19 protein-coding genes are annotated in these 22824 nt (G+C 62.6%); 6 read left to right on the top strand and 13 right to left on the bottom strand.

Translation table 11 applies throughout. The features are described from left to right. Positions 1-29: 29 nt before the first annotated feature. Positions 30-2504 carry a penicillin acylase family protein gene (locus tag ACXAEK_RS16050; protein WP_475043399.1) on the bottom strand — a complete coding sequence of 825 codons (2475 nt, stop codon included), beginning with the start codon at positions 2502-2504 and terminating at the stop codon, positions 30-32. An 86-nt stretch (positions 2505-2590) separates the two neighbouring features. Here ACXAEK_RS16050 and ACXAEK_RS16045 point away from each other — a divergent pair, with 86 nt between their 5' ends. Continuing rightward, on the top strand, positions 2591-3508 hold the full coding sequence (locus ACXAEK_RS16045) for an NAD(P)-dependent oxidoreductase (protein ID WP_475045290.1): 918 nt from the start codon (positions 2591-2593) through the stop codon (positions 3506-3508). A 107-nt stretch (positions 3509-3615) separates the two neighbouring features. Here ACXAEK_RS16045 and ACXAEK_RS16040 read toward each other — a convergent pair whose 3' ends face one another. Together ACXAEK_RS16040 and hemB are read right to left on the bottom strand one after the other, a co-directional pair. Beyond that, positions 3616-4191 (bottom strand): lipid-binding SYLF domain-containing protein, encoded by a 576-nt coding sequence (locus tag ACXAEK_RS16040; protein ID WP_475043397.1) that lies wholly within the window; start codon positions 4189-4191, stop codon positions 3616-3618. Between the two features lie 150 nt (positions 4192-4341). Next, entirely contained in the window at positions 4342-5340 is a 999-nt protein-coding gene (gene hemB / locus ACXAEK_RS16035) for a porphobilinogen synthase (protein ID WP_475043395.1), read from the bottom strand. 184 nt (positions 5341-5524) lie between these two features. On the opposite strand from hemB, the gene ACXAEK_RS16030 reads away from it, so the two are divergent. Beyond that, the gene (locus tag ACXAEK_RS16030; protein WP_475043393.1) at positions 5525-6046 is read left to right on the top strand and encodes a component of SufBCD complex; all 522 of its coding nucleotides are present in this window, start codon (positions 5525-5527) and stop codon (positions 6044-6046) included. A 45-nt stretch (positions 6047-6091) separates the two neighbouring features. Then, positions 6092-9544 carry a transcription-repair coupling factor gene (gene mfd / locus ACXAEK_RS16025; RefSeq protein WP_475043392.1) on the top strand — a complete coding sequence of 1151 codons (3453 nt, stop codon included), beginning with the start codon at positions 6092-6094 and terminating at the stop codon, positions 9542-9544. Between the two features lie 57 nt (positions 9545-9601). On the opposite strand, the gene ACXAEK_RS16020 is transcribed toward mfd, so the two are convergent. The 4 genes from ACXAEK_RS16020 to ACXAEK_RS16005 all read right to left on the bottom strand — a co-directional run bounded on the left by ACXAEK_RS16020 (position 9602) and on the right by ACXAEK_RS16005 (position 14877). After that, positions 9602-11275 (bottom strand): tetratricopeptide repeat protein, encoded by a 1674-nt coding sequence (locus ACXAEK_RS16020; RefSeq protein WP_475043391.1) that lies wholly within the window; start codon positions 11273-11275, stop codon positions 9602-9604. Positions 11276-11334: 59 nt separating this feature from the next. Next, on the bottom strand, positions 11335-12558 hold the full coding sequence (locus tag ACXAEK_RS16015) for a multidrug effflux MFS transporter (protein ID WP_475043390.1): 1224 nt from the start codon (positions 12556-12558) through the stop codon (positions 11335-11337). Between the two features lie 151 nt (positions 12559-12709). Then, entirely contained in the window at positions 12710-13375 is a 666-nt protein-coding gene (locus tag ACXAEK_RS16010; RefSeq protein WP_475043389.1) for a DsbA family oxidoreductase, read from the bottom strand. After that, positions 13372-14877: a class I adenylate-forming enzyme family protein gene (locus tag ACXAEK_RS16005; protein ID WP_475043388.1), complete on the bottom strand. Its 1506-nt coding sequence runs from the start codon at positions 14875-14877 to the stop codon at positions 13372-13374. The genes ACXAEK_RS16010 and ACXAEK_RS16005 overlap by 4 nt, the downstream gene beginning before the upstream one ends. 64 nt (positions 14878-14941) lie before the next feature. On the opposite strand from ACXAEK_RS16005, the gene ACXAEK_RS16000 reads away from it, so the two are divergent. After that, positions 14942-15565: a helix-turn-helix domain-containing protein gene (locus tag ACXAEK_RS16000; RefSeq protein ID WP_475043386.1), complete on the top strand. Its 624-nt coding sequence runs from the start codon at positions 14942-14944 to the stop codon at positions 15563-15565. A 9-nt stretch (positions 15566-15574) separates the two neighbouring features. Here ACXAEK_RS16000 and ACXAEK_RS15995 read toward each other — a convergent pair whose 3' ends face one another. The 5 genes from ACXAEK_RS15995 to ACXAEK_RS15975 form a co-directional block, all read right to left on the bottom strand. Continuing rightward, on the bottom strand, positions 15575-15805 hold the full coding sequence (locus tag ACXAEK_RS15995; protein WP_475043385.1) for a hypothetical protein: 231 nt from the start codon (positions 15803-15805) through the stop codon (positions 15575-15577). A gap of 128 nt (positions 15806-15933) precedes the next feature. Next, positions 15934-16590 (bottom strand): aquaporin, encoded by a 657-nt coding sequence (locus ACXAEK_RS15990; protein ID WP_475043384.1) that lies wholly within the window; start codon positions 16588-16590, stop codon positions 15934-15936. Continuing rightward, entirely contained in the window at positions 16587-17063 is a 477-nt protein-coding gene (locus tag ACXAEK_RS15985) for an arsenate reductase ArsC (protein ID WP_475043383.1), read from the bottom strand. Before ACXAEK_RS15985 ends, ACXAEK_RS15990 begins: the two co-directional genes overlap by 4 nt. A gap of 21 nt (positions 17064-17084) precedes the next feature. Then, entirely contained in the window at positions 17085-17918 is an 834-nt protein-coding gene (locus tag ACXAEK_RS15980) for an arsenate reductase/protein-tyrosine-phosphatase family protein (protein ID WP_475045289.1), read from the bottom strand. A 73-nt stretch (positions 17919-17991) separates the two neighbouring features. Next, positions 17992-19809, bottom strand: coding sequence for an extracellular solute-binding protein (locus ACXAEK_RS15975; protein ID WP_475043381.1), 1818 nt, complete (start codon positions 19807-19809; stop codon positions 17992-17994). 326 nt (positions 19810-20135) lie between these two features. On the opposite strand from ACXAEK_RS15975, the gene ACXAEK_RS15970 reads away from it, so the two are divergent. Together ACXAEK_RS15970 and ACXAEK_RS15965 are read left to right on the top strand one after the other, a co-directional pair. Beyond that, a complete protein-coding gene (locus tag ACXAEK_RS15970) occupies positions 20136-20909 on the top strand; it encodes a 3-hydroxybutyrate dehydrogenase (RefSeq protein WP_475043379.1) in 774 nt (257 codons plus the stop codon). A gap of 100 nt (positions 20910-21009) precedes the next feature. Beyond that, positions 21010-22038 carry a patatin-like phospholipase family protein gene (locus ACXAEK_RS15965; protein ID WP_475043377.1) on the top strand — a complete coding sequence of 343 codons (1029 nt, stop codon included), beginning with the start codon at positions 21010-21012 and terminating at the stop codon, positions 22036-22038. Here the strand turns inward: ACXAEK_RS15965 and ACXAEK_RS15960 are convergent. Next, positions 22035-22751, bottom strand: coding sequence for a DUF502 domain-containing protein (locus ACXAEK_RS15960; protein ID WP_475043376.1), 717 nt, complete (start codon positions 22749-22751; stop codon positions 22035-22037). The two genes, ACXAEK_RS15965 and ACXAEK_RS15960, sit on opposite strands and share 4 nt — an antisense overlap. Positions 22752-22824 lie beyond the last annotated feature (73 nt).

Genomic DNA, 22824 nt, shown 5'->3' with positions numbered 1-22824 from the left:
TGGATTAAATGCTGTCCCCCCTTTCCTGGTCAGCGTGGTGTGATCCTTGTTACGCCCACGGCAGCAGCGCGGGCCAGTTCTTCGTCCAGCGACATCGGAATGTACTCGCCGCGGCGCCAGAGCTGGGCCAAATCGTCATAATAACGCGATAGCGGGTGTCCGGACTGGCCGGTGGCGGTGATGAAAACAGAACTGTCGGGGTCGGCGAAATCATAGACCCCGCGGTAGCCGGCAGCATGGGTGTTTTGAAACGGATCCGGATCCTTGCCGGAGCTTTTGCCGCGCTGCAGGGTATTGTCGCTGCCGCTGGTGGACTGCCGGATATTCACGAAGTAGCGTAGGACCGGCACCTTGCCGAGCACAGGGTGGTCCTGTGTGGCCTGATGCGCGTCCCCCCATCGCAGGGATTCAAGCGCGGTGCCATAGCGTTCTTCGATCCAGATCAGCGCGTCATCCAGCGCCAGCCGGGCCATGTCCGTGCAGGTTTCCTGCGGCGCGCTTTGGCGTACGTCGCACCAGGCTGAGGCTCCGTCCACATCGCGGTAGACGCGCTCGATAAACAGGGGCTCCACATGGCGGAACGACTTGGCAACCGGACCCAGCTCATCGGTGATCAGCCGCGCCTGCAGCGCGCGCAGCCAGGCAGCGTAGATCAGCGGCTCCGGCAGGTGCTCGTTCATCTCGCCGTTCCATTCCGACAGCAGGGTCAGGGCGATCTGGCGCTGGCGCTCGCGGGTGCCTGCGGGGGCTGCCTCGCCGGTGAACCAAAGGTTGGCGCCGATCAGCGGCAGCAGGGTGCGGGCAGTATAGGACACGGTGTCCAGCTGGGCTTCGATGAAGCTGTCGCGGGTGTGAACTTCGCGGTTCTGCATCAGCTTCTGCCAGCGGTGGATGCGCTGGGTATCCCCCCAGTCAAAGGACACATGCTGCGGGAAGGGGCGGTCCAGGATCTTATTGTTGGTATTGCCGAGAATGCCGCCTGCGGGGCTGAGGAACTCCGGGTTTTCCGCATAAGGCGCACGTCCCTGCCAGCGGTTTTCCGGGTGCCAGCCCTGGCTGGGCATCCGGCCCTTGCTTTGATGGGCGGCATCGCGCAACGGAAAGGCGCCGACGGTCTTGAGCGCAATGGTTTCCTTGTCCACCAGTGTCAGGTTCTGCGAAGGCGCGATGAAACCTTCGCCTGCTGCAATGGCTTCCTGAACCGACGCGCTGCGCATCAGCTCCAGGGCTGCGCTCATCGACGTGTCTTTCGGGCTGAGCACCGTCCAGCTGAGCGACACCACGTGGCCCGGTGGCGTGATTTCCGCCAGCCGGAACATGGAGCCCGGCAGCACCGGCCCGTTATCGGTCCAGCGCAGGGTCAACGTGACGGGCGGCTCATCCTTGATCTTGATGATTGACGGTCGGGAGATGAATTTCTTGTACCCATCGGTGCCCAGGTATTCCTGCGGGTTTTCCGGGTTCAGCTTTTCAATGAAAAGGTCCTGATCGTCGAGGTAAGAGGAGGTGACCCCCCAGCCCAGCACGTCGGAGCGTCCGGTGATCACGGCAGGGATGCCCGGAATGGTGCCGCCGATCACCCCGCCTGTGCCCAGCTCCAGCCGCGCCAGATACCAGACGCCCGGGGCGCTGAGGCCGAGGTGCGGATCATTGGCCAGCAGCGTGCCGCCTGCCGCTGAGCGGCTGGGCGCGGCTGCCCAGGCATTAGAGGCCCCGGCCAGTCCGCGGGGGGCAACGGGAAACAGCAGGCTGTCTTCCTCTGCGAGGACCGCCGCCGCATAGTGCCGGGCGCCGGGCACCAATTCTGCGTATTCCGGCAATGCCGTCAGCCCTTTGCCGGGGGCATCCGGCAAAATGTCCCTGATGCGGTCCGCGTCGTTCAGCGCCAGCGAGGTCCGGGCACGCAGGATTTCTTCCCGCATATGGCCGGAGAGCTGCAGCGCCATCAGCTTCATGATCGCGATACTGTCGGCGGGCTGCCAGGGGGCAACCGGCATGTTGAACAGGAACATCTCCGGCGCACCGCGCCCCAGTGCCTCCTCGTTGATTTCCTGCAGCCGGGCGTTCACCCCGTCAGCATAGGCCTTGAGCGCGGTGATCGCCTCAGGCGTTTGCACGGCCACCGATTGCTGCGCCAGACGGTACAGGTCCAGACGGCGCAAATACGTGTCAGTCTCTATCGTGCGGGTGCCGAAGATCTCTGACAAGCGGCCCTGTGCCGTGCGCCGCATTACCGCCATCTGCCACAGCCGGTCCTGCGCATGGGCATAGCCGAGCCCGAAGTAGACGTCCTCGTCGCTGGCGCCGAAGCTGCCGAAAATATGCGGCACATTGGCGTTGTCGCGGACGATTTCCACCGGCGAGGACAATCCCGGCAAGGCGATCTCTTTGTCATACTCCGGAAGCGATTGAGAGGCGAGGTAGTAGACCAGCAGGGCAGCCATAAGGCTCAGCAGAATCAGCCCCGCAGCGAGGCGCAGCAGCCAGCGGAAAAGATGTCCCATCAGCGGTTGTTTTCCCTTGGGTTTTGTCATTTCCAGCCGCAAGGCAGATTGCGCCCGGCGGCGGCGGTGGTAGGGTTGCCGCCAACATATGCGAAGACAGATCAGGGGAAAAGCAGATGGCAAAAATCGCGTTTCTGGGGCTTGGCGTCATGGGCTATCCAATGGCCGGGCACCTGCAGGCCGCGGGCCATGAGGTCACCGTTTACAACCGCACTGAGTCCAGGGCTAAGGCCTGGACCAAACAGCATGGCGGCCACTACGCGGCGACACCGCGCGCAGCCGCGGCGGGTGCGGAGTTTGTGATGGCCTGTGTCGGCAATGATGACGACTTGCGGTCTGTCTGCCTGGGGCCGGACGGCGCCTTTGCCGGCATGGGGGAAGGCACCGTGTTTGTGGATCACACCACGGTCTCGGCGATCGTCACCCGGGAGCTGCACGCTGCCGCCGAACAGCGCGGTGTGTTCTTTGTTGATGCGCCGATTTCCGGCGGTCAGGCCGGGGCGGAAAACGGGGTTCTGTCAGTGATGTGCGGCGGTGAAGAAGGCGCCTATGCGCGGGCTGAGCCTGTGATCGGCGCCTACGCCAAAATTTGCCGCCGGATCGGCGAAAGCGGGGCAGGCCAGCTGACCAAGATGTGCAATCAGATTGCCATCGGCGGGCTGGTGCAGGCGTTGAGCGAGGCGCTGCATTTTGCGGAAAAGGCAGGGCTTGACGGGCGCGCGGTGGTGGAGGTGATCAGCCAGGGGGCGGCGGGCAGCTGGCAGATGGTGAACCGGCATGAAACCATGCTGGAGGATCATTTCGACCACGGCTTTGCGGTCGACTGGATGCGCAAGGATCTGGGCATTTGCCTGGATGAGGCAAACCGCAATGGTGCAACCCTGCCGGCCACGGCACTGGTCGACCAGTATTACAAGGACGTTCAGAAAATGGGCGGCGGGCGCTGGGATACGTCGTCGCTGTTCAAGCGCCTGCGCGCACTGGATGGGCTGTCATCTGATTGAGGGCGCAAGAAAAATGGCCTTTCCTAGTGGAAAGGCCATGCCTCCGGCGGGAGTATTTTTGATCAGAAAGAAGCCGGGGCGCGCGCAGAGGCCGGCCCCGCCTGCCCTTAGGGGATGATACGGGTGTATTTGGTGCCTTCCAGGGTCGCGCCGACGCGTAGGCCCGCCTGGCCGAATACCACGGCCAGGATCGGCGAGGTGAGCGTGTTTGTGTCAGCGGTCAGCGCGTTGCCTTCGTCGCGGATCACATATTCCACGTCCGCACCCGCAGCCCAGCCGGTGGAGCGGCGGAAACCTGCAAGCGCATCCTGGGTCATGAAGAACAGCACATGGGCGTATTGCTGCGCTCCGATCTGCAGGCCGGCATTGCCCTTGAGGGTGGAGTAATAGTCGACGGTGACGCCGTTGATCCGCAGCGCGCCGCGGCCGAAGGCACCGCCGAAGACAAAGCCGGCCTCAGTGACCAGCGGCATCACCAGCATGCCGGTGGCCTTGTCGGCCAGCGTGCGGGTGTTGGGATACTGGCTGAACATCTGATTCAGCGTCGCATCGACACGGGCGTCGATCTTGGCCGCATTGCTGTTGCCGACGCCATTGCCGCAGGCTGCGGTGACGCCCGCACCGGCCAGGGCGGCCAGGGCAAAGCCGCGGCGGGTCATGCGGGAAGAGGAAGAACTGCTCATTTCTCGGGTGCCTGTAATGGGTTGCTCCAAGGCCGGTATGCTCCGGCTCTGGCCTTGTGTATACGCGGAAAACCGCTGCCTGTCATCCGTTGCAGCGTGGATATTGGCGGCTTCCCGCTGACGTGACCGGGTTCCGGCGCGGCGGGGCTGTCAGCCGTTCAGCAGCTTGGCGGCAGCTGGCGCGAAATAGGTCAGGATGCCGTTGCAGCCCGCCCGTTTGAAGGCCATCAGGCTTTCCATCATCACCTTTTCGCCGTCGATCCAGCCGTTTTGCGCCGCGGCCTGGACCATCGCGTATTCGCCGGAGACCTGATAGGCATAGGTCGGCACGCCAAAGGCGGATTTCACCCGCTGGCAGATGTCCAGATAGGCGATGCCGGGCTTCACCATCACCATGTCTGCGCCTTCCATCAGGTCGCGTTCAATCAGCCGCAGCGCCTCGTCGCTGTTGGCCGGGTCCATCTGATAGGTCTTCTTGTCGCCCTTCAGCGCGCCCGACGCGCCAACCGCATCGCGGAACGGCCCGTAGTAGGCAGAGGCGTATTTGGCTGAGTAGGACAGGATCGCCACATTGTGATGGCCTGCCTGTTCCAATCCCGTGCGCATGGCGCCGATGCGGCCGTCCATCATGTCGGAGGGGCCGATGATGTCGGCGCCGGCATCGGCCTGGGCCAGGGTCATCTTGACCAGCGCTTCGACGGTGGCGTCGTTGACGATCTCGCCATCCACAACATAGCCGTCGTGGCCGTTGATATTATAGGGGTCCAGCGCCACGTCGGTCATCACCGCGATGTCCGGTGCCGCGTCCTTGATTGCGCGGATAGCGCGGTTGGTCAGGTTTTCGGGGTTCCAGGCCTCGGCGCAGTCCTCGGTCTTGAGCGCGGCATCGGTGTAGGGGAACAGGCAGATGGCCGGGATCCCCAGCGCCTGCGCCTCAATTGCGGCTTCGGCAATCCTGTCTACTGAGCGGCGCATCACACCAGGCATTGAGGCAATGGGTTCCTCCTGGCCTTCACCGTCGCGCACAAAGACAGGCCAGATGAAATCGGCGGGCGTCAGGGTGTTTTCCCGCACCAGATCGCGGATCGCCGGGGTGGCACGGGTGCGGCGCAGGCGGGCGGCGGGAAAGGGCGCAACGGTCGGTTTCATACGGGTCTCCGGGTTTCGTCTGGCCCATGGGTGGCATGGAAGCGGTCCCGGGAACAAGAGGCACATTCGCCGCGCCGGGAAAACCGCGCCGCAGCCGGGGCTTGCCTGCGCGGGCGTCCCGGTTGATATAGGGCCGGTTGAGGACTGAGGGTCTGCAATCGGGCAGGCGGTATAGGGGGCAGGTGTGGATCTACTTCACATAATCTATGAGATGATTGAACTGCGGTCATTCTCCAACCTGTGGTACTGGATCTCCCTGGCCGTGCTGTGGTCGACGGCCAGCCATTGGATTCTGGGCGTGCCGTATGACATGGTCCACCGGGCACAGCGCAAAGGCGGGCAGGCTGAGCGTGATCTGGAGGATATCGCCCGGGTCAATGTGAACCGGCTTTTGTATATTGCAGATGTGTCCGGCCCTTGGCTGGTGGCCTTGTCCTGCTTTTTGCTGTCTGCCCTGGCGACGCTTGGCTTTGTCTATTTGCTTGAGATTGCGCAGGCGGTGTTCCTGCTGGCATTCCCGATGTCCGTGGTCGGTCTGATCAGCTATTTGACCGCCCGGGGGATCGCACGGGAGGGCGCCTCGGGGGAAACCTTGCGCAAGCGTTTGGCATTTTGCCGCCTGTATGTGCAGTTTGTCGGTGTGATCTCCATTGTGGTCACGGCCTTCTGGGGCATGTATCAGAACCTCACGATCGGAGCCTTTTGACGGGCCGGAATACGGCCCCAGGAACTCTCCCGGAAAGGACAACGCATGGCACAGCGTGCAATCACCATGGGCGGCGCGCCCGAAGGGTTTGACGCCCGGCTGATCCTGAAGGAAGTGCAGAAATCCGGCGCGCCGGTTCTGCATGTAGCCCGCGATGACAAGCGGATGGAGGCGATGCGGGCAGCATTGGCCTTCTTTGCGCCGGACATGCCGGTGTTTGTGTTTCCCGGCTGGGACTGTCTGCCCTATGACCGGGTTTCGCCGAATGCGGACATCTCCGCGGCGCGGATGGCGACGCTGGCCGCGCTGGTCCATCAGATGCCCAGCCAGTTCGTGCTGCTGACCACGCTTAATGCCGCCAGCCAGCGGGTGCCGGCGCGCGAGGTGCTGCGCGAGGCGGCCTTTACCGCCCGTGTCGATCAAAGGGTGGATGAAGAGGCGCTGCGCAACTTCCTGGTCCGCATGGGGTTTTCCCAAAGCCCCACGGTGATGGAGCCGGGCGACTACGCCATTCGCGGCGGTATTATCGACATCTTCCCGCCGGGCGAAAGCGGCCCGGTGCGGCTGGACCTGTTCGGCGATGTGCTGGATGGCGCCCGCCGCTTTGACCCCGTCACCCAGCGCACCACCGAGAAGCTGGAAGTGGTGGAACTGGCGCCGGTTTCCGAGGTGATCCTGGACGAGGCGGCAATCACCCGGTTCCGCCAGAACTACCGGATCGAATTTGGCGCCGCCGGAACCGATGACCCGCTCTATGAGGCCGTCAGCGCCGGGCGCAAGCATCAGGGGATCGAACACTGGCTGCCGTTCTTCCATGAAAAGCTGGAGACGCTGTTCGACTACCTGCCGCAGGCGACCGTTACGCTGGATGACCAACTGACGCCTGCGCGCTTGGCGCGCTGGGACAGCATCGAGGACCAGTACGGCACCCGCAAACACGCGCTGGAGCAGAAAGGGCGGATTGACACCGTCTATAAGCCGACACCGCCGGGTTTGCTGTATCTGGATGATGCGGCTTGGGAGGCGGCGGTCTCGGATATGCGCGTTGTTCAGTTCCACCCGCTGCCGCAGGCCTCCGGCCCCGGTGTCGCGGATGCGGGCGGGCGCATCGGACGCAATTTTGCACCGGAGCGGCAACAGGAAAATGTCAGCCTTTTCGGCACCTTGGCGGACCACATTAAGGCCCGGATGCAAGAGGGGCCGGTCCTTATCGCCTCCTACTCCGAAGGCGCGCGGGAACGTTTGACCGGGCTGATCGAGGATGAGGGCCTGGCTGAAGCGATCCCGGTGATGGATGGCACCCGTATCGGCAAATCCGGCCTGCATCTGGCGGTCTGGGCGCTGGAGCACGGGTTCGAAGCCCCGGACATGACGGTGATCGCAGAGCAGGACGTGCTGGGCGACCGGCTGATCCGGGCACCTAAGAAACGCCGCAAGGCGGAGAACTTCCTCACCGAAACCCAATCGCTCAGCCCCGGCGACCTGGTGGTGCATGTGGACCACGGTATCGGCCGCTACAAGGGGCTGGAAGTGGTCACTGCCGCCGGTGCGGCGCATGAATGCATCCTGCTGGAATATGCCGAAGCAGCCAAGCTGTACCTGCCGGTCGAAAATATCGAACTCTTGTCCAAATACGGCCACGAGGAAGGACTTCTGGACCGGCTCGGCGGCGGCGCCTGGCAGGCCAAGAAGGCCAAGCTCAAGGAACGCATCCGCGAGATGGCGGACAAGCTGATCCGCATTGCCGCCGAACGCGCCCTGCGCAAGGCGCCGGTGATGGATCCGCCGCCGCACGCCTGGGAGGAGTTCTCGGCCCGTTTCCCCTATCAGGAGACCGACGACCAGCTGCGCGCCATTGAGGATGTGATGGAGGATCTGCACTCCGGCCAGCCGATGGATCGGCTCATCTGCGGTGATGTGGGATTTGGCAAGACCGAGGTAGCGATGCGCGCGGCCTTTGTTGCCGCCATGTCAGGCTTGCAGGTGGCGGTGGTTGCGCCAACCACGCTGCTGGCGCGCCAGCACGCTGCGTCCTTTGCTGAACGGTTCCGCGGTTTCCCGTTGCAGGTCAGGCAGTTGTCGCGCTTTGTTAGTGCCAAGGAAGCGAGCCAGACCCGCGAAGGGCTGGCCAAGGGCACCGTCGACATCGTGGTCGGCACCCATGCGGTGCTGGCCAAGAACATCAAGTTCCAGAACCTCGGCCTGCTGATCATCGACGAAGAACAGCACTTTGGCGTGGCCCATAAGGAGCGGCTGAAGCAGCTGCGCAGCGACATCCATGTGCTGACCCTGACGGCAACCCCGATCCCGCGGACCTTGCAGCTGTCCCTGACCGGCGTGCGCGACCTCTCGATCATCGGCACGCCCCCGGTGGACCGTCTGGCGATCCGCACCTATGTCAGCGAGTTTGATACCGTCACCATCCGCGAGGCGCTGTTGCGCGAGCATTACCGCGGTGGTCAGAGCTTCTATGTGGTTCCGCGGATCACCGACCTGCCGGACGTTGAAGAGTTCCTGAAGGCACAGCTGCCGGAGCTGACTTACGTGGTGGCGCACGGGCAGATGGCGGCGGGCGAACTCGACGACCGGATGAACGCCTTCTATGATGGCAAATACGATGTGCTGCTGGCTACCACGATCGTGGAAAGCGGGCTGGATATTCCGACCGCCAACACCATGGTGGTGCACCGCGCCGACATGTTCGGCCTGTCGCAGCTCTATCAGATCCGGGGCCGCGTCGGCCGCTCCAAAACCCGCGCTTATGCCTATCTCACCACCAAACCGCGCCAGCGCCTGACCCCGGCGGCAGAGAAGCGGCTGCGGGTACTCGGATCGCTCGACACGCTGGGCGCGGGCTTTACCCTTGCCTCGCAAGACCTTGATATCCGGGGTGCCGGCAACCTTCTAGGCGAGGAACAGTCGGGCCAGATGCGAGATGTTGGCTATGAACTCTACCAGTCGATGCTGGAGGAGGCGATTGCCAAGATCAAGGCGGGCGAGATGGAGGGCCTCTCTGATGCAGACGACCAATGGGCGCCGCAGATCAACCTGGGCGTTCCGGTTCTGATCCCGGAGGACTACGTGCCGGATCTGGATGTGCGCCTGGGTCTCTACCGCCGCCTGTCATCACTGTCGACAAAGGTGGAGCTGGAGGGCTTTGCGGCGGAGCTGATCGACCGTTTCGGCAAGCTGCCGAAGGAAGTGAACACGCTGATGCTGGTGGTGCGGATCAAGGCGATGTGCAAACGCGCAGGCATCGCGAAGATGGATGGCGGGCCGAAGGGCGCGACGATCCAGTTCCATAACGACAAATTCGCCTCGCCGCAGGGGCTGGTGGAGTTCATCCAGGGCCAGAACGGCCTGGCCAAGGTGAAGGACAACAAGATCGTCGTGCGCCGCGACTGGAAAAAGGACGCCGACAAGATCAAGGGCGCCTTTGCCATCGCCCGCGACCTGGCGGAAAAGGTCGTGGCCGAGAAGAAGAAAGCCAAGGCCTGATCCCGGGTGCCAAGGAAATTCGAACTTCCTTGGCAAATTTCTTCGCAAGAAATTTGCTCAGCCGCAGCAGGGGCTGGGCTTCATCGCTGCCTGAGCACAGAAACAGGAGGCGCCCACGGCCCGGTCGGCCCGCGCCAGCGCCAGGTCCAGCTGCTGTTTAATGTGACTGATTTCAACGCTTTCGCCGCGGGCCTTCAGGCAGTCGTGCAGCCCCTTCAGGCTCCAGATGTTACCCGGATGCACTGAAGCGCGCGACAAGGTATCGTCCAGGCCTAGATCGGCGCGGTAAACGGCTTCGGCTTCCGCAATATGGCCCTGCTCAAACAGCAGCGCCCCCAGCGCGTGGCGGGTCGGCTGCATCCAGCCCCAGGGCTCGTCATACGGCAGGTTGTCATCCAGTGCCGCCGAGCGGCGCAGGTGGGTGAAAGCCGCGCCATAGTTCTGCTTTCGGTATTCAATTTCCCCGCGCAGCATTTCTGATGCGATTTCAAGCAGGTCAAGGACCTTGTTGTTGTGCAGCCGCCGCGCTTTTGGCACCCGGGCCTTGGCGGCCAGGAACAGCTGCTCTTCGGCTTCAGCCTCTGCAACACAGCCGGTGGCGGCATAGGCGATGGCGCGGGCGTAATGGGTGTTGGCGGTCAGCGTGCAGTAAAGCTGCTGATCCTCGGGCAACTCCAGCGCCATTGCCTCTTCCCAGCGGCCGAAGCGGACCAGAATATGCGGGTGCATCGCCAGGTAGCTTTCAAAGAAATCCGCAATGGGCGGGCTTTCGACCAGCAGCATTTCCGGCGGGGTGGTGTCCAGAATCCCCTGATTGGCCGCCAGCGCCGGTTCCAGCTGGCCCAGGAACATCGCGCCGTAGATGACGAAGTGGTAATTGTGCTGGCGGTAGCCGGTGTAGATGTTGAACGCGCCTTCGCGCTCATAGAATTTCAGGTCCGCCTCAATCGCCTTCTGGTTCCAGTATACCACGCTGCGGTAATCGCCGCACAGAACGTCGATATGGGTCGGCATATGCACCAGATGGCCCGCATCCGGCACCAGCGTGCGCAGGGCATCCGCAGCCTTCAGTGCTTTCTCGGGTACTGGCGACATTTCCATCAGATGAACATATAGATGCAGCAGGCCGGGGTGCTGCATTGCGCCTGGAACATTGTCCATTGCCCATTCCAGCACCTCCTGCGCCTCCAGCGTGGCGGCACCGTCGGCGGGCTCACCGCTTTTCAGGTCCCACATCTTCCAGGGGGTCAGGTTCAGTAGGCTCTCGGCATAAACTGTGCGTAGGTCCAGATGATCCGGGCAGGCGGCGAAGGCCGTGCGCATCGCCTCGGCAAAGTCATAGTCCCAGACGTACATGTCCTCACCCGGCTCGCGCTGAGGATAGCGGGATTGGATGGCGCGGATTAGCAGATGTTCGGCCTCTGTACAGCCTTCTATGCAGGCCAGGGCGGATTGCGCTGCATCATAGGCCTCCGCCAGCGCCTCAGCCCGGCTTTTGGCGTCGCGCAGATCCCAGGGCAGGTTGTAATTCGGACCGGCCGCATAGGCTGCGCCCCAATGGGCCATGGCGCAGTCCGGGTCGTGTTCCAGAGCACGGCGGAAGCAGGCGATGGCCTCTTCGTGATTGTAGCCATAGGTCCAGACCAGGCCGCGGTCGAACCACAGTTGTGCATCTGGCGACGCCGTGGTCACCGGGCAGGAATGGCTGCCGAGATCGTAGTCGTAACCCATGAAAAACCTCCCCCGTTTCAGGGGAAGGTTATGCAGGGGGCATTATCCGGGCAAGGCCGTTATTCAGCAGGCAGCCTTGCCTCGGCCTTGGCCATCTGCAGCATCAGGAAGAATGCGATACAGGCCATGATCAAAAGCCCGGCAGCCAGCGGCACCAGTGAGCCGTCAAACAGCAATCCGACGGGTGCCGCAACTGCAGCGGCCAGAACGGTTGAGATCGCCCCGATCACCGATGCCGCCATGCCGGCGATATGGCCCATCGGCTCCATTGCCATTGCATTCAGGTTGCCGACGGTGGTGCCGACCATGAAAAACACGCTGGCCTGCCAGGCCACAAACAGGCCGAACATCCACGGATCCGGCAGGCTCCAGCCGCTGATCAGCAGCATGCCGCCAGTGATCACGATCTGGGCGGCCAGCGAAACGGTGACAATGCGGCGCATGCCAATGCGGACCACGATAGCCGCGTTCAGCAGGCTGGCGGTGCCGGAAATCACTGCGACCAGCCCGAACCACAAGGGAAAGCTGTCCGCGCGATCAAAGATGATGTCATAGACCGGCTGCACCATCGTCAGCATGGTGAACAGCATACCGAGGCAGAGCGTCTGTACCATGATCGACAGGCGCACCGTGGGGTGGGACAGCATCTCCTTGACCGCAGCCATCAGCAGTGGTGCGCGGAAGGCGCGGCGGTCTTCTCGTGCTAGCGTCTCCGGCAGGCGGAAGCTGGTCCACAGCACAATGATCGCGGCAAACAGGGCAAACAGCAGGAAGATGGCGCGCCAGCTGGACAGCGCGATAATGCCTGCGCCCATCAGGGGGGCAATGGCCGGAACAATCATGAAGATCATCATGGCAATCGACATCAGCCGCGCCATCTCACGACCCGAATAGAGATCGCGGACAACGGCAACCCCCACAATCCGCGGGCCGGCAGCCCCGATTCCCATCAGCACGCGCGAGATCAGCAGAACCTCCAGCGAGGGCGACAGCCAGGCGGTCAGCGCGGCCAGCACGTAGAGGGCGCAGCCCGCAGCCACTACAGGCTTGCGGCCAAAGGCATCGGACAGCGGACCCGTGAAGAAAGTGCCAAGCCCCATGCCCAGCACAAAGGACGTCAGCACCAGCTGTGCGCGGTTGATGTTGTCCGGGCTGAGCGTCTGGCCGATTTCCGGCAGGGCGGGCAGCATGGCGTCGATCGATAGCGCGATGGTGGCGAACATCATTGCAATCAGTGCAATGAATTCAGCCTTGGCCATGCCATGGGCGGGGGACTGTGACATTTGAAACCTCTAACAGCTCTTCAGAGGGTTCCGGTGAATGAGGCCGGTCTGGGAGCTGTCTGCTTCCGCTACCACAAAGCCGCTAGCCCTGCCAGCGCCCGGCTGCACAGGGTTCTGTGCATGGTTGCGATGCTAAGTAAATCGTGGCGGCCTATTCGGTCTCGGCAGCCTTCAGCTGCTGCATAATGTCTTCAATCACTTGCTTCCACAGCTCCGGCGGCTGGGCGCCCGGCACAGCATGCTGGTTGGCAACGATGAAAGTCGGGACTGAACTGACGCCCATATTTCGGGAATGCGCGTCACGGTCGCGGATCGCTTGCACATCGCTGTCGCCCTCCAGCAGGCGGGCGGCAACATCCGCCTCCATGCCTGCCTCTTGCGCGACGTCCGCCAGGATGGCGTGATCGCCAATATCCCGGGCGTCCACGAAATAGGCTTTGAACAGCGCGTCCACCACCTGCGTCTGCTTGCCTTCGACCCCGGCCCAATGGATCAGCCGGTGCGCATCCAGCGTGTTGGGGGTGCGCTGCATCGCTTCGAAATTGATCGTCAGCCCGGCTTTCTCCGCGTGCTCCACCACTGGCGCATAGGCCTTCACCGCGCCCTCCTTGCCGCCGAACTTGCGCTCCAGGTATTCGCGCCGGTCCATGCCCTCGCGCGGCATGTCGGGGTTCAGCTGGAAGGGGTGCCATTCAATGACGAATGGATGGTCCGGCACCTCCGCCAGCGCCTTGTCCAGATGGGTCTTGCCGATATAGCACCAGGGGCAGATCGGGTCGGACAGGATGTCGAGCTTGACAGTGGCCATTTGGGTCATCCTTTGAACAGGGCAGGCAGGGCGCGGCGCAGCAGTTTTCCGTTGGCGCCGGCGGGCAACGCGTCCACGTGGACATAAGCGCGGGGCTGCTTGTAACGGGCCAGGCGCCGGGATGCAAAGGCCTGCAGCTCTGCTGCGTTCAACTCTTCGGGACCGGTGTAGAAGGCGGCAATGATGTAAGTGTCCTCTTTCACCTCCACTGCAGCGGCGCCGGCCTGGGTGATGCCGGGATGGGCGGCGAGGGCCGTTTCGACCTCAATCGGTGAAACCCGGTAGCCGCCTGCATTCATCATGTCGTCGCTGCGCCCCAAATAGCGGATCTGGCCATCCTCAGACATTGCGCCCTGATCGCCGGTCAGGAACCAATCACCCTGATAGCGGGCCGCGGTTTCCTCTGGTGCGTTCAGGTAGCCCAGCATCAGCCCCGGGTCGGAGCGGTGGATGGCGATGGTGCCTTCCTGGCTCATCGGCACCGGGCCATCCGCGCCAGCAATCGCTACCCTGCGGCCCGGCTGCGGCCGGCCCAGAGCGCCGTCCTGCGCCGGGTGCGCAGGCGAGGAGGAAATGAAAGTCGAGCATTCCGACATCCCGAAGGCCTCATAAAGGCCGCGTCCCGTCGCAGCCTCCCAGGTCTCATGCAAGTGGCGGGAGAGCTTTTCACCTGCGCAAAGCCCGTGCCGCAGATCCGGCAGCACCAAGGCTCCGCCGCGCAGGACCTTGCGGTAAACTCCGGGGGCGGCGGCAAAGATCGTGGCGCGGTGGCTGCGCAGCAGGTCTGGCAGCGCCTCCGGCAGGGTTCCGGGGGCGGGGATCAATGCCGTTGCGCCCGCGGCCCAGGGGTCCATCAGGCCGGTGCCCAGGGTGTAGGTCCAATTGAACGCGCCGGCATGCAGCAGCCGGTCGTCCTCTGTCAGCCCGTACCATCCGTCAACCATCATCTGCCGCGCCCAGACAGCCCGGTGGGCATGGGCCACTGCACGCGGATTTCCGCTGGTGCCGGAAGTATAGACCACATAGGCAAGCCGTTCAGGATCACCAAAGGCGTACTCACAAGGGGGCAGTCCGTGCATGTCCAACAGGTCCGCCGTGCTGATCTGCAACCGGTGACTCGCGCAGGGGACAGCCGGGTCCCGCAGCACAGCCGCCGGTTCCAGATCGGCGATTATCCGGGCCGTTTCCGGCGCTGTCAGCTGGGCAGAGGTCGGCACTGGCACCAGGCCTGCGGCAATGGCGCCAAGATAGGCGATGGGAAACTCCACCGTGTTCCCTAGCCGCATCAGTACGATGTCACCCGGCCTGAGCCCGGCCTGCAGCAGCCCGGTGCCAGTGCTGCGGACGGCGGCCTCCAGCCGGGCAAAACTCCAATCCTCGCATCCATCGCCATCAAGCACAGACAGCGCGGTCTTGTCCGCCAGCCGCACAGCATGGCGCAGCACATGGGCCGCAAGATTGAAGGGGGCAGGGCAGGGCTCGAAAGGCCCCTGATCAAATATCGACAGCATGGCAATTGGCTATCCCGCACCGTCCTGCGTTGCAAGCGGCGCGGCTGCGGCTTATAGAGTGGCTATGAAGACCCGTGACCCGAAATCCCTGATCACCATTGCCCGTGCAAACGGTGGTGAGGATAACGCTGAACCCTTGGACCTTGGCGCGCGCGTGCGCGAGCTGCGCAAGGCGCGGGACTGGACATTGGAACATGCCGCCAACCAGGCGGGGCTGGCGCGTTCGACGCTGTCCAAGATCGAAAACGGCCAGATGTCACCGACTTACGAGGCGCTCAAGAAGCTGGCTGAGGGTTTGCAAATCTCGGTGCCGCAGCTGTTCACGCCGCCGCAGCGGGATCAGGTGAACGGCCGCATGACCGTGACCAAATCCGGCGATGGCTCTGCTCATGCCACTGCCACTTACGAGCATGAGCTGCTGGCCGATGGCCTGTCGCGCAAGCAGATGCTGCCCTACCGGGCGCGTGTGCGGGCGCGGTCGATGGAAGAATTTGACGGCTGGGTCCGCCATGACGGTGAGGAGTTCCTGTATGTGCTGACCGGCGTGGTCAAGCTCTATACGGAATTCTACGAACCAATCGAGATGCGCCGCGGCGACAGCGCCTATTACGATGCGGCCATGGGCCACAATGTCATCTCAACCAGCCCCGAGGACGCGATGATCCTCTGGGTCACGTCGCTTGCCTGATGTGATTGGCTAATGCTTGCGGCCGTCCAGTTCCCGCAGCAGGCTTTCGATATAGAGAAAATCGTCAACCTCTTCCTTGGCTTCATTCAAGGTGAGGTGGTGGGTGCGCGCCAGATAGGCGACGAATTTGTCCCGGTCATCCAATAGCGACGGCGCATTGGAGGCTTTCAGGTGCGGAAAGCGCTGTTTGATGCGGGGCATCCTGTCAATCCAGCTGGCAGCTGCTGTCTGTACAGGCATTGGGGGCCTCCCTGACAAACGGATTATGGTTTTCGGACCCTCATGGTAACACTTTCCGGGCATTTTTGTAACGGCGGCCAAGGGCACTGGACCCGGGGCCGCCTCCGTCGGCAGGATTTTGCCGGGTCTTACTGCCGCGCGAACAGGCGCGGCAGAACAAGATGGCCAATGCCAACTGCGATCACCTGCATCACGATGAACATCGGAATGTGGCCCGGGTAGATGCCGGCAAAGGTGTCGCTGAAGCCGCGGGCGATGGTGACAGCGGGGTTTGCAAAACTGGTTGAGGAAGTGAACCAATAGGCGCCGGTGATATAAAGGCCAACCAGCGCAGGCACCGCCTCGGGGCGCGAGCGCAGCCCCCCGAAGATCACGAACAATAGGCCGAAGGTGGCCAGAATTTCAGAAAACCACTGCGCGGTGCCGGTGCGGTGCATGGTGGTTGAGCTTTGCAAAATTGCAAGGTCAAACATCACATGGCAGGCCCAGACACCCAGGATGCCGCCGCCGATCTGAACCAGGACATAGGGCGCTGCAGCGCTCCAGGAATGATCCCCCCGCAGGGCAAAGGCCAGCGTGACCGCCGGATTGAAATGGGCGCCCGAGATGGGGCCAAGCGTGGTGATGATGGCATAGAGCATGCAGCCGGTGGCAATCGCATTTGCCAAAAGCGCCAGCGCCACATTCCCATCCGCCAGCGTCTCCGCCATGATGCCGGAGCCAACGACGCCAATCAGCAGCATGGCTGTGCCCAGCCCCTCGGCCAGCAGTTTCTGCGCGGTCATACGATTTCTCCAATCCGCTTGAGCTGCTGGGAGAGCTCGGCGGGGGACATGGTTTCAAATGGCAGTTCCAGCAGTGCCTTGGCGCGCTTTTCCAGCGCGGCATATGCGGTGCGGAATGCCTTGTCCCATTCCGGCTGATCTGCAGCTGCCGGATCTTCAACCCCCCAATGGGCGCGCACCGGGGCGCCTGGCCAGACCGGGCAGGTTTCACCAGCGGCAGAGGCGCAGACGGTAATTACCAGGTCCATCTCCGGGGCATCAGTTTCGGCGAACTCGTCCCAGCTCTTGGAGCGGGCGCCGGCCGTGTCGTGGCCCAGTTCCTCCAGCAGCATCAGCGACTGCGGATGCACCTTGCCGGTGGGGTTGGAGCCGGCAGAATAGGCGCGGGTGCGGCCGGCCCCCAGTGTATTGAAGATCGACTCCAGCAGGATGGAGCGTGCGGAATTGCCGGTGCAAAGGACCAGAATATTCATTTTATATGTCCGTGCTTTGGTTTAGTCGGATGAGTTCAAGCGGCCGATGCCGTCAACGCGGTGCTGAAGCGACAAGCGGTCGAGTGTTTCAAAGGGCAGCGCCGCAAAGGCCCTGATCCGGTTGCGCAGCAGCCCGTAGGCCTGCTGGAAGGCGAGCCGCCGTTCAGCGTCGGTGCCTTCGGCCTTGACCGGATCGGCCAGGCCCCAATGGGCGCTCATCGGCTGGCCGGGCCAGGCCGGGCATTCCTCGTTGGCGGCATGGTCGCAGACCGTGAAGATGAAATCCATCTGCGGCGCATCCGGCGCAGAAAATTCATCCAGGTCCTTGGAGCGCAGGCCGCTGGTGTCAATCTCCTTGGCTTGCAGCAGGGCCATCACCTCAGGCCGCGGCCCCGCAGACGGCTGCGTTCCGGCAGAGAAGGCGCGGAACCTGCCGCCGCCCTCCTGGTTCACAATGGCCTCGGCCAGCAGCGAGCGGGCAGAGTTTCCGGTGCAGATGAACAGGACGTTAAACGGGCGCTCAGGCGTTGGCATGATCTTCTCTTCACTCATGACCGGACTGCAGATACCGGGGCGGTTCCGGCAGCAGCCGGACAGCAGCCCGTCGAACATGCCGCGCAGGCCGGGCAAGTCCGCGGCATACATCAGCGAGGTGCCGGTGCGCTGCTGGGTGATCAGACCGGCTTTCTTCAGAGCTGACAGATAAGCAGAGGCGGTGTTTGCCTTGAACTCCAGTGCCTGCGCGATTTCGCCTGCCGGCACGCCGTCCGGATAGCGCCGCATCAGCAGCCGGAACAGCGCCAAACGGTTCGGGTGTGCCAGGGCGGCGAGTTTATCTGAAAGTTCTATTTCCATAATTCGCGAAATACGGAAATACATAGCTGCTGTCAACAGATCTTAACACAGATTGCAGCGCTGCCTCATCAGGTTAGTCGGCCTGATACCACCAGACGTCAGGCATGAAGCCGGTGCGATCTCCGTAAATCGGCAGCCTGTCCGGGAACCGCATTTCCTTGATATGGGCGATACGGCCGGTGTCGAAGCTCCAGAACGGAATGACATAGCGACCGGCGGTCAGCACCCGGTCCAGTGCCCGGACCGCGGCGGTGAAATCCTCCGGCTCTGTTGCCGTCAGCATGGCGTCAATCATCGCCTCGGCCGCCGGGCTGTCCATACCCATCAGGTTGCGGCTGCCGGGCTGAACCACGCCCTCGCTGCCCCAGTAGTAGCGCTGCTCGTTACCGGGGCTCAGCGACAGTTCCCGGCGGAACCGGGTAAGGTCGAATTCATAGGCGTTTTCCCGTTCGGCGTATTGCGCATTGTCCACGGTTTCAGCCGTCAGGGTGATGCCCAGCCGCTCCAGCGCGCGGGCGTAGATTTCGGTGACGGTCTTCATCTCGCCATCGCCCTGGCGGATCAGAACGCTGAGGTCCAGTGCGGTGTCCTCCGCATTGCGCAGCACGCCACCCTTGACGGTCCAGCCGGCCTCTTCCAGCAGTTTCATCGCCTTGCGCAGGTTGCCGCGGTTGCGCTTGCTGCCGTCGCCCTGGGGCAGGCTGTAACCTTCCAGCGTGCCGGGCAGCAGGCTGTCCGCAAAAGGTTCCAGCAGCGTGAGTGTCTTGCCCTCCGCCGGGCCGGGGCGCATTCCCAGCACCGAGCCTGAGAAATAGGAGGTGATGCGCTGCTGGGTGCCGCCGGTAACGGTGCCGTTGATGTACTCGAAATTAAATGCCAGCAGAAGCGCCTCGCGCACCCGCCAGTCGTCGAGCGGCGCGCGGCGGGTGTTCATGACCAGCCCGGTCATGCCTGACGGGCGCTGATGGGGGATCTCGCTTTTGACCACATCGCCGCGGGTTATGGCTGGAAAGCTGTAGGCGCTGTCCCATTTGTCGGCGTTGAACTCACGCACCGCGCTCAGCTCGCCTGCCTTGAAGGCCTCGAAAAGAACGGTTGCATCGCCAAAGAAGTCGATGCGCATTTCGTCGAAATTCTGGGTGCCGCGGCGCAAGGGCAGATCCTTGCCCCAATAGTCCGGGTTACGGGCGAGGGTGACATGGCGGCCCGGTTCAAAGGCGCTGACCACATAAGGACCGGTGCCGATGGGGGCACCTTCGATCTCGTCCGTACCGAAAACCTTGCCTTCCCACTGAGCCTTCTGAAGGATCGGGCGCAGGCCGGCGATAAGCGCCAATTCACGGTCTTCGACATTGAAGGCCAGGCGGATGCGGCGCGGTCCGGTCTGTTCAATCTTTTCAACCTTGGTCCAGAACACGCGGTACCGTGGATGGCCCTTGGTGCCCAGCGTTCTGTAGGACCAGACCACATCTTCGGCCGTCACCGGGCTGCCATCAGAGAATCGGGCCTCCGGCCGAAGGGTGAATTCGACCCAGGACCGGTCCTCAGGCACCTCAATCGATTCGGCCAAAAGACCGTAAAGCGCGAACGGCTCGTCCCAGGACCGGCCCATCAGGCTCTCGTATCCCCAGAACCGGAGCTGCCACGGGGAGGTCCCCTTAAGGGTGAACGGGTTGAGGCTGTCAAAACCTCCGGTATTGCCAAATACGACCTTGCCGCCCTTGGGGGCATCGGGGTTGGCATAGGGTAAAGACACAAAATCCGGTGGCAGGGCAGGGGCGCCATACATAGCTATGCCATGGGTCGATTCTGCTAGCGCAAAATTCGCGGCAAAAGCCAGGGTGATTCCAGCCAGCGCCGATCCCAGACTCCGGAAATTTTCTTTTCGCAATTTCACAACAATCCCGCTCTGCCCTTATTTTCTTGCTTCTGCACGCTACGTGCGCTTTTTCGTCTTTTCAAACTTTTAGCTTGGACGAAAGCCGGAAATTGCTTATAAAGGGGTCACTGCTCGATAGGTTTCTTGCCTGTATGAAACCTGCCTCAATAACTAACGCCCGCCTTGTGCGGGCGTTTTTTTCTGCAAAACTCTCCGCAGCCTCTGGATGATTGCGCCTGTGAAAACAAGGGCGGGTTATCCGTAGTCTTACGCGTTTCTTTTGCATCTGCAGCATGGCACAGTGGCGGCAGGTTCATTCAGCCATGGGATAGGAAGCGATGACATTGCAAGGCAAGACCGCCGTTATCACCGGATCGAATTCAGGCATCGGCCTGGGGGTGGCCCGCGAATTCGCGCGGGCAGGGGCGAACGTGGTGCTGAATTCTTTCACCGACCGGGAGGAAGATCACGCGCTGGCAGCAGAGCTCGCCCGTGAATTCAGCGTCAATGCCCAGTATGTCCAGGCCGATATGTCCAAGGGCGCGGACTGCCGGGCACTGATCGAGAAGGCCGGGGCCTGTGATATCCTGGTGAACAACGCAGGTATCCAGCACGTATCGCCGATTGATGAGTTTCCCGAGGATAAATGGGATGCGATCATCGCGATCAACATGAACTCAAACTTCCACACGATGGCGGCAGCACTGCCCAGGATGCGCGCGGCTGGCTGGGGCAGGATCGTAAATATTGCGTCAGCGCACGGGCTGACCGCCTCGCCCTACAAGGCCGCCTATGTGGCTGCCAAACACGGGGTGGTGGGCATGACCAAGACGGTGGCGCTGGAAACCGCGGAGGAGCCGATCACCTGCAATGCGATCTGCCCGGGCTATGTGCTGACTCCACTGGTGGAGGCGCAGATCCCCGACACCATGGAGAAATACAACATGGGCCGGGAAGAGGTGATCAAAAAGGTGATGCTGGAGCGCCAGCCGAGCCGCGAGTTTGCCACGGTGGAGCAACTGGGCGGCACGGCTGTGTTCCTGTGTTCGGACGCGGCAGCGCAGATCACCGGCACCTCCATCAGCGTCGATGGCGGCTGGACTGCGCTGTAGGCGTGTGCGGTGACGGCGGGAGGGGGCCAGCCCCCTCTTGCCCTGACGGGGCAATTCACCCCCGGAGTTTTTTCACAAAGGTGAAATAGGCAGGTGGCGTTTGGTGACACGGATTAATCTGGCCTTGCAGGGCGGCGGCGCGCATGGGGCGTTTACCTGGGGCGTGCTCGACCGGCTGCTGGAGGAGGAGGGGATCGAGGTTGCCGGGATCACTGGCACCTCCGCCGGGGCGCTGAACGGGGCTGCTTTCAAGGCGGGCATGGTGCAGGACGGGCACGCCGGTGCCAAGGCGGCGCTGGACGGGCTGTGGAAACGGATGGGCGCCGTGGGCGACATGCGGTTCAATCATTGGCTGACGCGGTTTGATGCGGTGGCCTGGGCGGGCGCGCTGGAGGCGGCAATGCCGTTTTCGCCGCTGGAAAACCTCAGTCAGGTAATCTCCCCCTATCACTACGGGCCGTTTTACAAAAACCCGCTGCGCGAGGTGGTCGAGCAGTTCAATTTTACCGAGGTATGTGCGGGCGAAGGCCCGGAGCTGTTCATCTGCGCCACTTGCGTGCGCAGCGGTAAGATCCGCGTTTTCGAGGGGGAGGAAATCAGCACCGATGCGGTCCTGGCCTCTGCCTGCCTGCCGGACCTGTTTCAAGCGGTGGAGATCGAAGACCCGGAAACCGGCCGCATGGAAGCCTATTGGGACGGCGGCTACACCGGGAACCCGGCGCTGTTCCCGCTGTTTCGCGACGCGCTGCCGGGCGATGTGGTGATCGTCAATATCAATCCGCTGGAGCGCGACGAGATACCCAAGACGCCGCAGCAGATCCGCAACCGGGTGAATGAGATCAGTTTTAACTCATCCTTGCTGCGGGAACTGAGGGCAATCAACTTCGTGCAACGGCTGCTGGCCGATGGCACCATTCAGCAGGGGCGGATGAAACAGGTGCGGGTGCACATGATCGCTGACGATGATCTGATGACTCAGCTGTCAGTCACCACCAAGCTGTTCCCGGTGCCGCAGATCCTGGCGCGGCTGAAAGAGGCAGGCCGGGACGCGGCCGAAGTGTTTCTGGCGCAGAACAGGGAAAACCTCGGCGTGCGTTCCTCAGCAGATCTGCCTGAAATGTTCGGCTAGGCGTCTTCTTTTTCAAGCTCCTTTGCGGCCTTGCCGTTTTCCAACGGTTTGGTCGGGTCCTTGGGGTTCGGGTAGACCAGACCTGCGGAAATCACCAGCTTGGCGGAATCCTCGACCGACATCTCCAGTTCGATCACGTCCTCCTCCGGCACGAAAAGCAGAAAGCCCGATGTGGGGTTCGGGGTGGTCGGAAGAAAGACACTGACCAGCCCGCCGCTGGTTTCGGCCCGCTTGGCAATCTCCCCCTTGGCATTGGTGGAGATGAAGCCGATCGCCCAGATGCCTTTGCGCGGGTACTGTACAAGGCAGGCTTTTTCAAAGCTGCGCTCTGATTGGGCAAAGACGGTTTCGGAAATCTGCTTGATGCCGGAATAGACCGTGCGCACCACCGGCATCCGGTCAACCAGGCTTTCGGCGAAGGTGATCAGCGAGCGTCCGATGATGCCCTTGGCGATCCAGCCCACGATGATGGTGAACAGCAGGAAGATGATCAGCCCGACGCCGCGCAGGTTGATGCCGATATACTGCTCAGGCCGGAAGGTATGCGGCACCAGCGGCAGCACCACGCTGTCGATCCAGCCCATCACCGACCACAACAGCCAGACCGTCAGCCCGACAGGGGCGATAACCACGATGCCGGTAAAGAAAGAAGCGCGCAGGCTGGCAAACAGTCCCGGGCGGCGGTGCGGTTCTTCGTCGAAAGGCGTGGTCATGTGTCTGCTTTGCGGAAATTTCGATTGGAACCTAGGCACTGTTTCGAGGCGGAGCAATGGCTTCCGCCCCTAA

It is taken from the genome of Leisingera sp. ABM4_101 (assembly GCF_056158725.1).
Note: the sequence above shows the minus strand (reverse complement) of the source record. Positions and strands in the feature narration are given on the sequence as shown.

What these genes read in the sequence shown, in the direction of transcription:
- ACXAEK_RS16020 (WP_475043391.1), bottom strand. Translation starts at nt 11,275, where the DNA reads ATGGGTTACGACTACGATCTCGGCAGCCATTCCTGCCCGGTGACCACG.
- ACXAEK_RS15990 (WP_475043384.1), bottom strand. Translation starts at nt 16,590, where the DNA reads ATGACCGCGCAGAAACTGCTGGCCGAGGGGCTGGGCACAGCCATGCTG.
- ACXAEK_RS15985 (WP_475043383.1), bottom strand. Translation starts at nt 17,063, where the DNA reads ATGAATATTCTGGTCCTTTGCACCGGCAATTCCGCACGCTCCATCCTG.
- ACXAEK_RS16050 (WP_475043399.1), bottom strand. Translation starts at nt 2,504, where the DNA reads ATGGGACATCTTTTCCGCTGGCTGCTGCGCCTCGCTGCGGGGCTGATT.
- hemB (WP_475043395.1), bottom strand. Translation starts at nt 5,340, where the DNA reads ATGAAACCGACCGTTGCGCCCTTTCCCGCCGCCCGCCTGCGCCGCACC.
- ACXAEK_RS15970 (WP_475043379.1), top strand. Translation starts at nt 20,136, where the DNA reads ATGACATTGCAAGGCAAGACCGCCGTTATCACCGGATCGAATTCAGGC.
- ACXAEK_RS16040 (WP_475043397.1), bottom strand. Translation starts at nt 4,191, where the DNA reads ATGAGCAGTTCTTCCTCTTCCCGCATGACCCGCCGCGGCTTTGCCCTG.
- ACXAEK_RS15995 (WP_475043385.1), bottom strand. Translation starts at nt 15,805, where the DNA reads ATGCCTGTACAGACAGCAGCTGCCAGCTGGATTGACAGGATGCCCCGC.
- ACXAEK_RS16010 (WP_475043389.1), bottom strand. Translation starts at nt 13,375, where the DNA reads ATGACCCAAATGGCCACTGTCAAGCTCGACATCCTGTCCGACCCGATC.
- mfd (WP_475043392.1), top strand. Translation starts at nt 6,092, where the DNA reads ATGGCACAGCGTGCAATCACCATGGGCGGCGCGCCCGAAGGGTTTGAC.
- ACXAEK_RS16005 (WP_475043388.1), bottom strand. Translation starts at nt 14,877, where the DNA reads ATGCTGTCGATATTTGATCAGGGGCCTTTCGAGCCCTGCCCTGCCCCC.
- ACXAEK_RS16015 (WP_475043390.1), bottom strand. Translation starts at nt 12,558, where the DNA reads ATGTCACAGTCCCCCGCCCATGGCATGGCCAAGGCTGAATTCATTGCA.
- ACXAEK_RS15980 (WP_475045289.1), bottom strand. Translation starts at nt 17,918, where the DNA reads ATGGAAATAGAACTTTCAGATAAACTCGCCGCCCTGGCACACCCGAAC.
- ACXAEK_RS16000 (WP_475043386.1), top strand. Translation starts at nt 14,942, where the DNA reads ATGAAGACCCGTGACCCGAAATCCCTGATCACCATTGCCCGTGCAAAC.
- ACXAEK_RS15960 (WP_475043376.1), bottom strand. Translation starts at nt 22,751, where the DNA reads ATGACCACGCCTTTCGACGAAGAACCGCACCGCCGCCCGGGACTGTTT.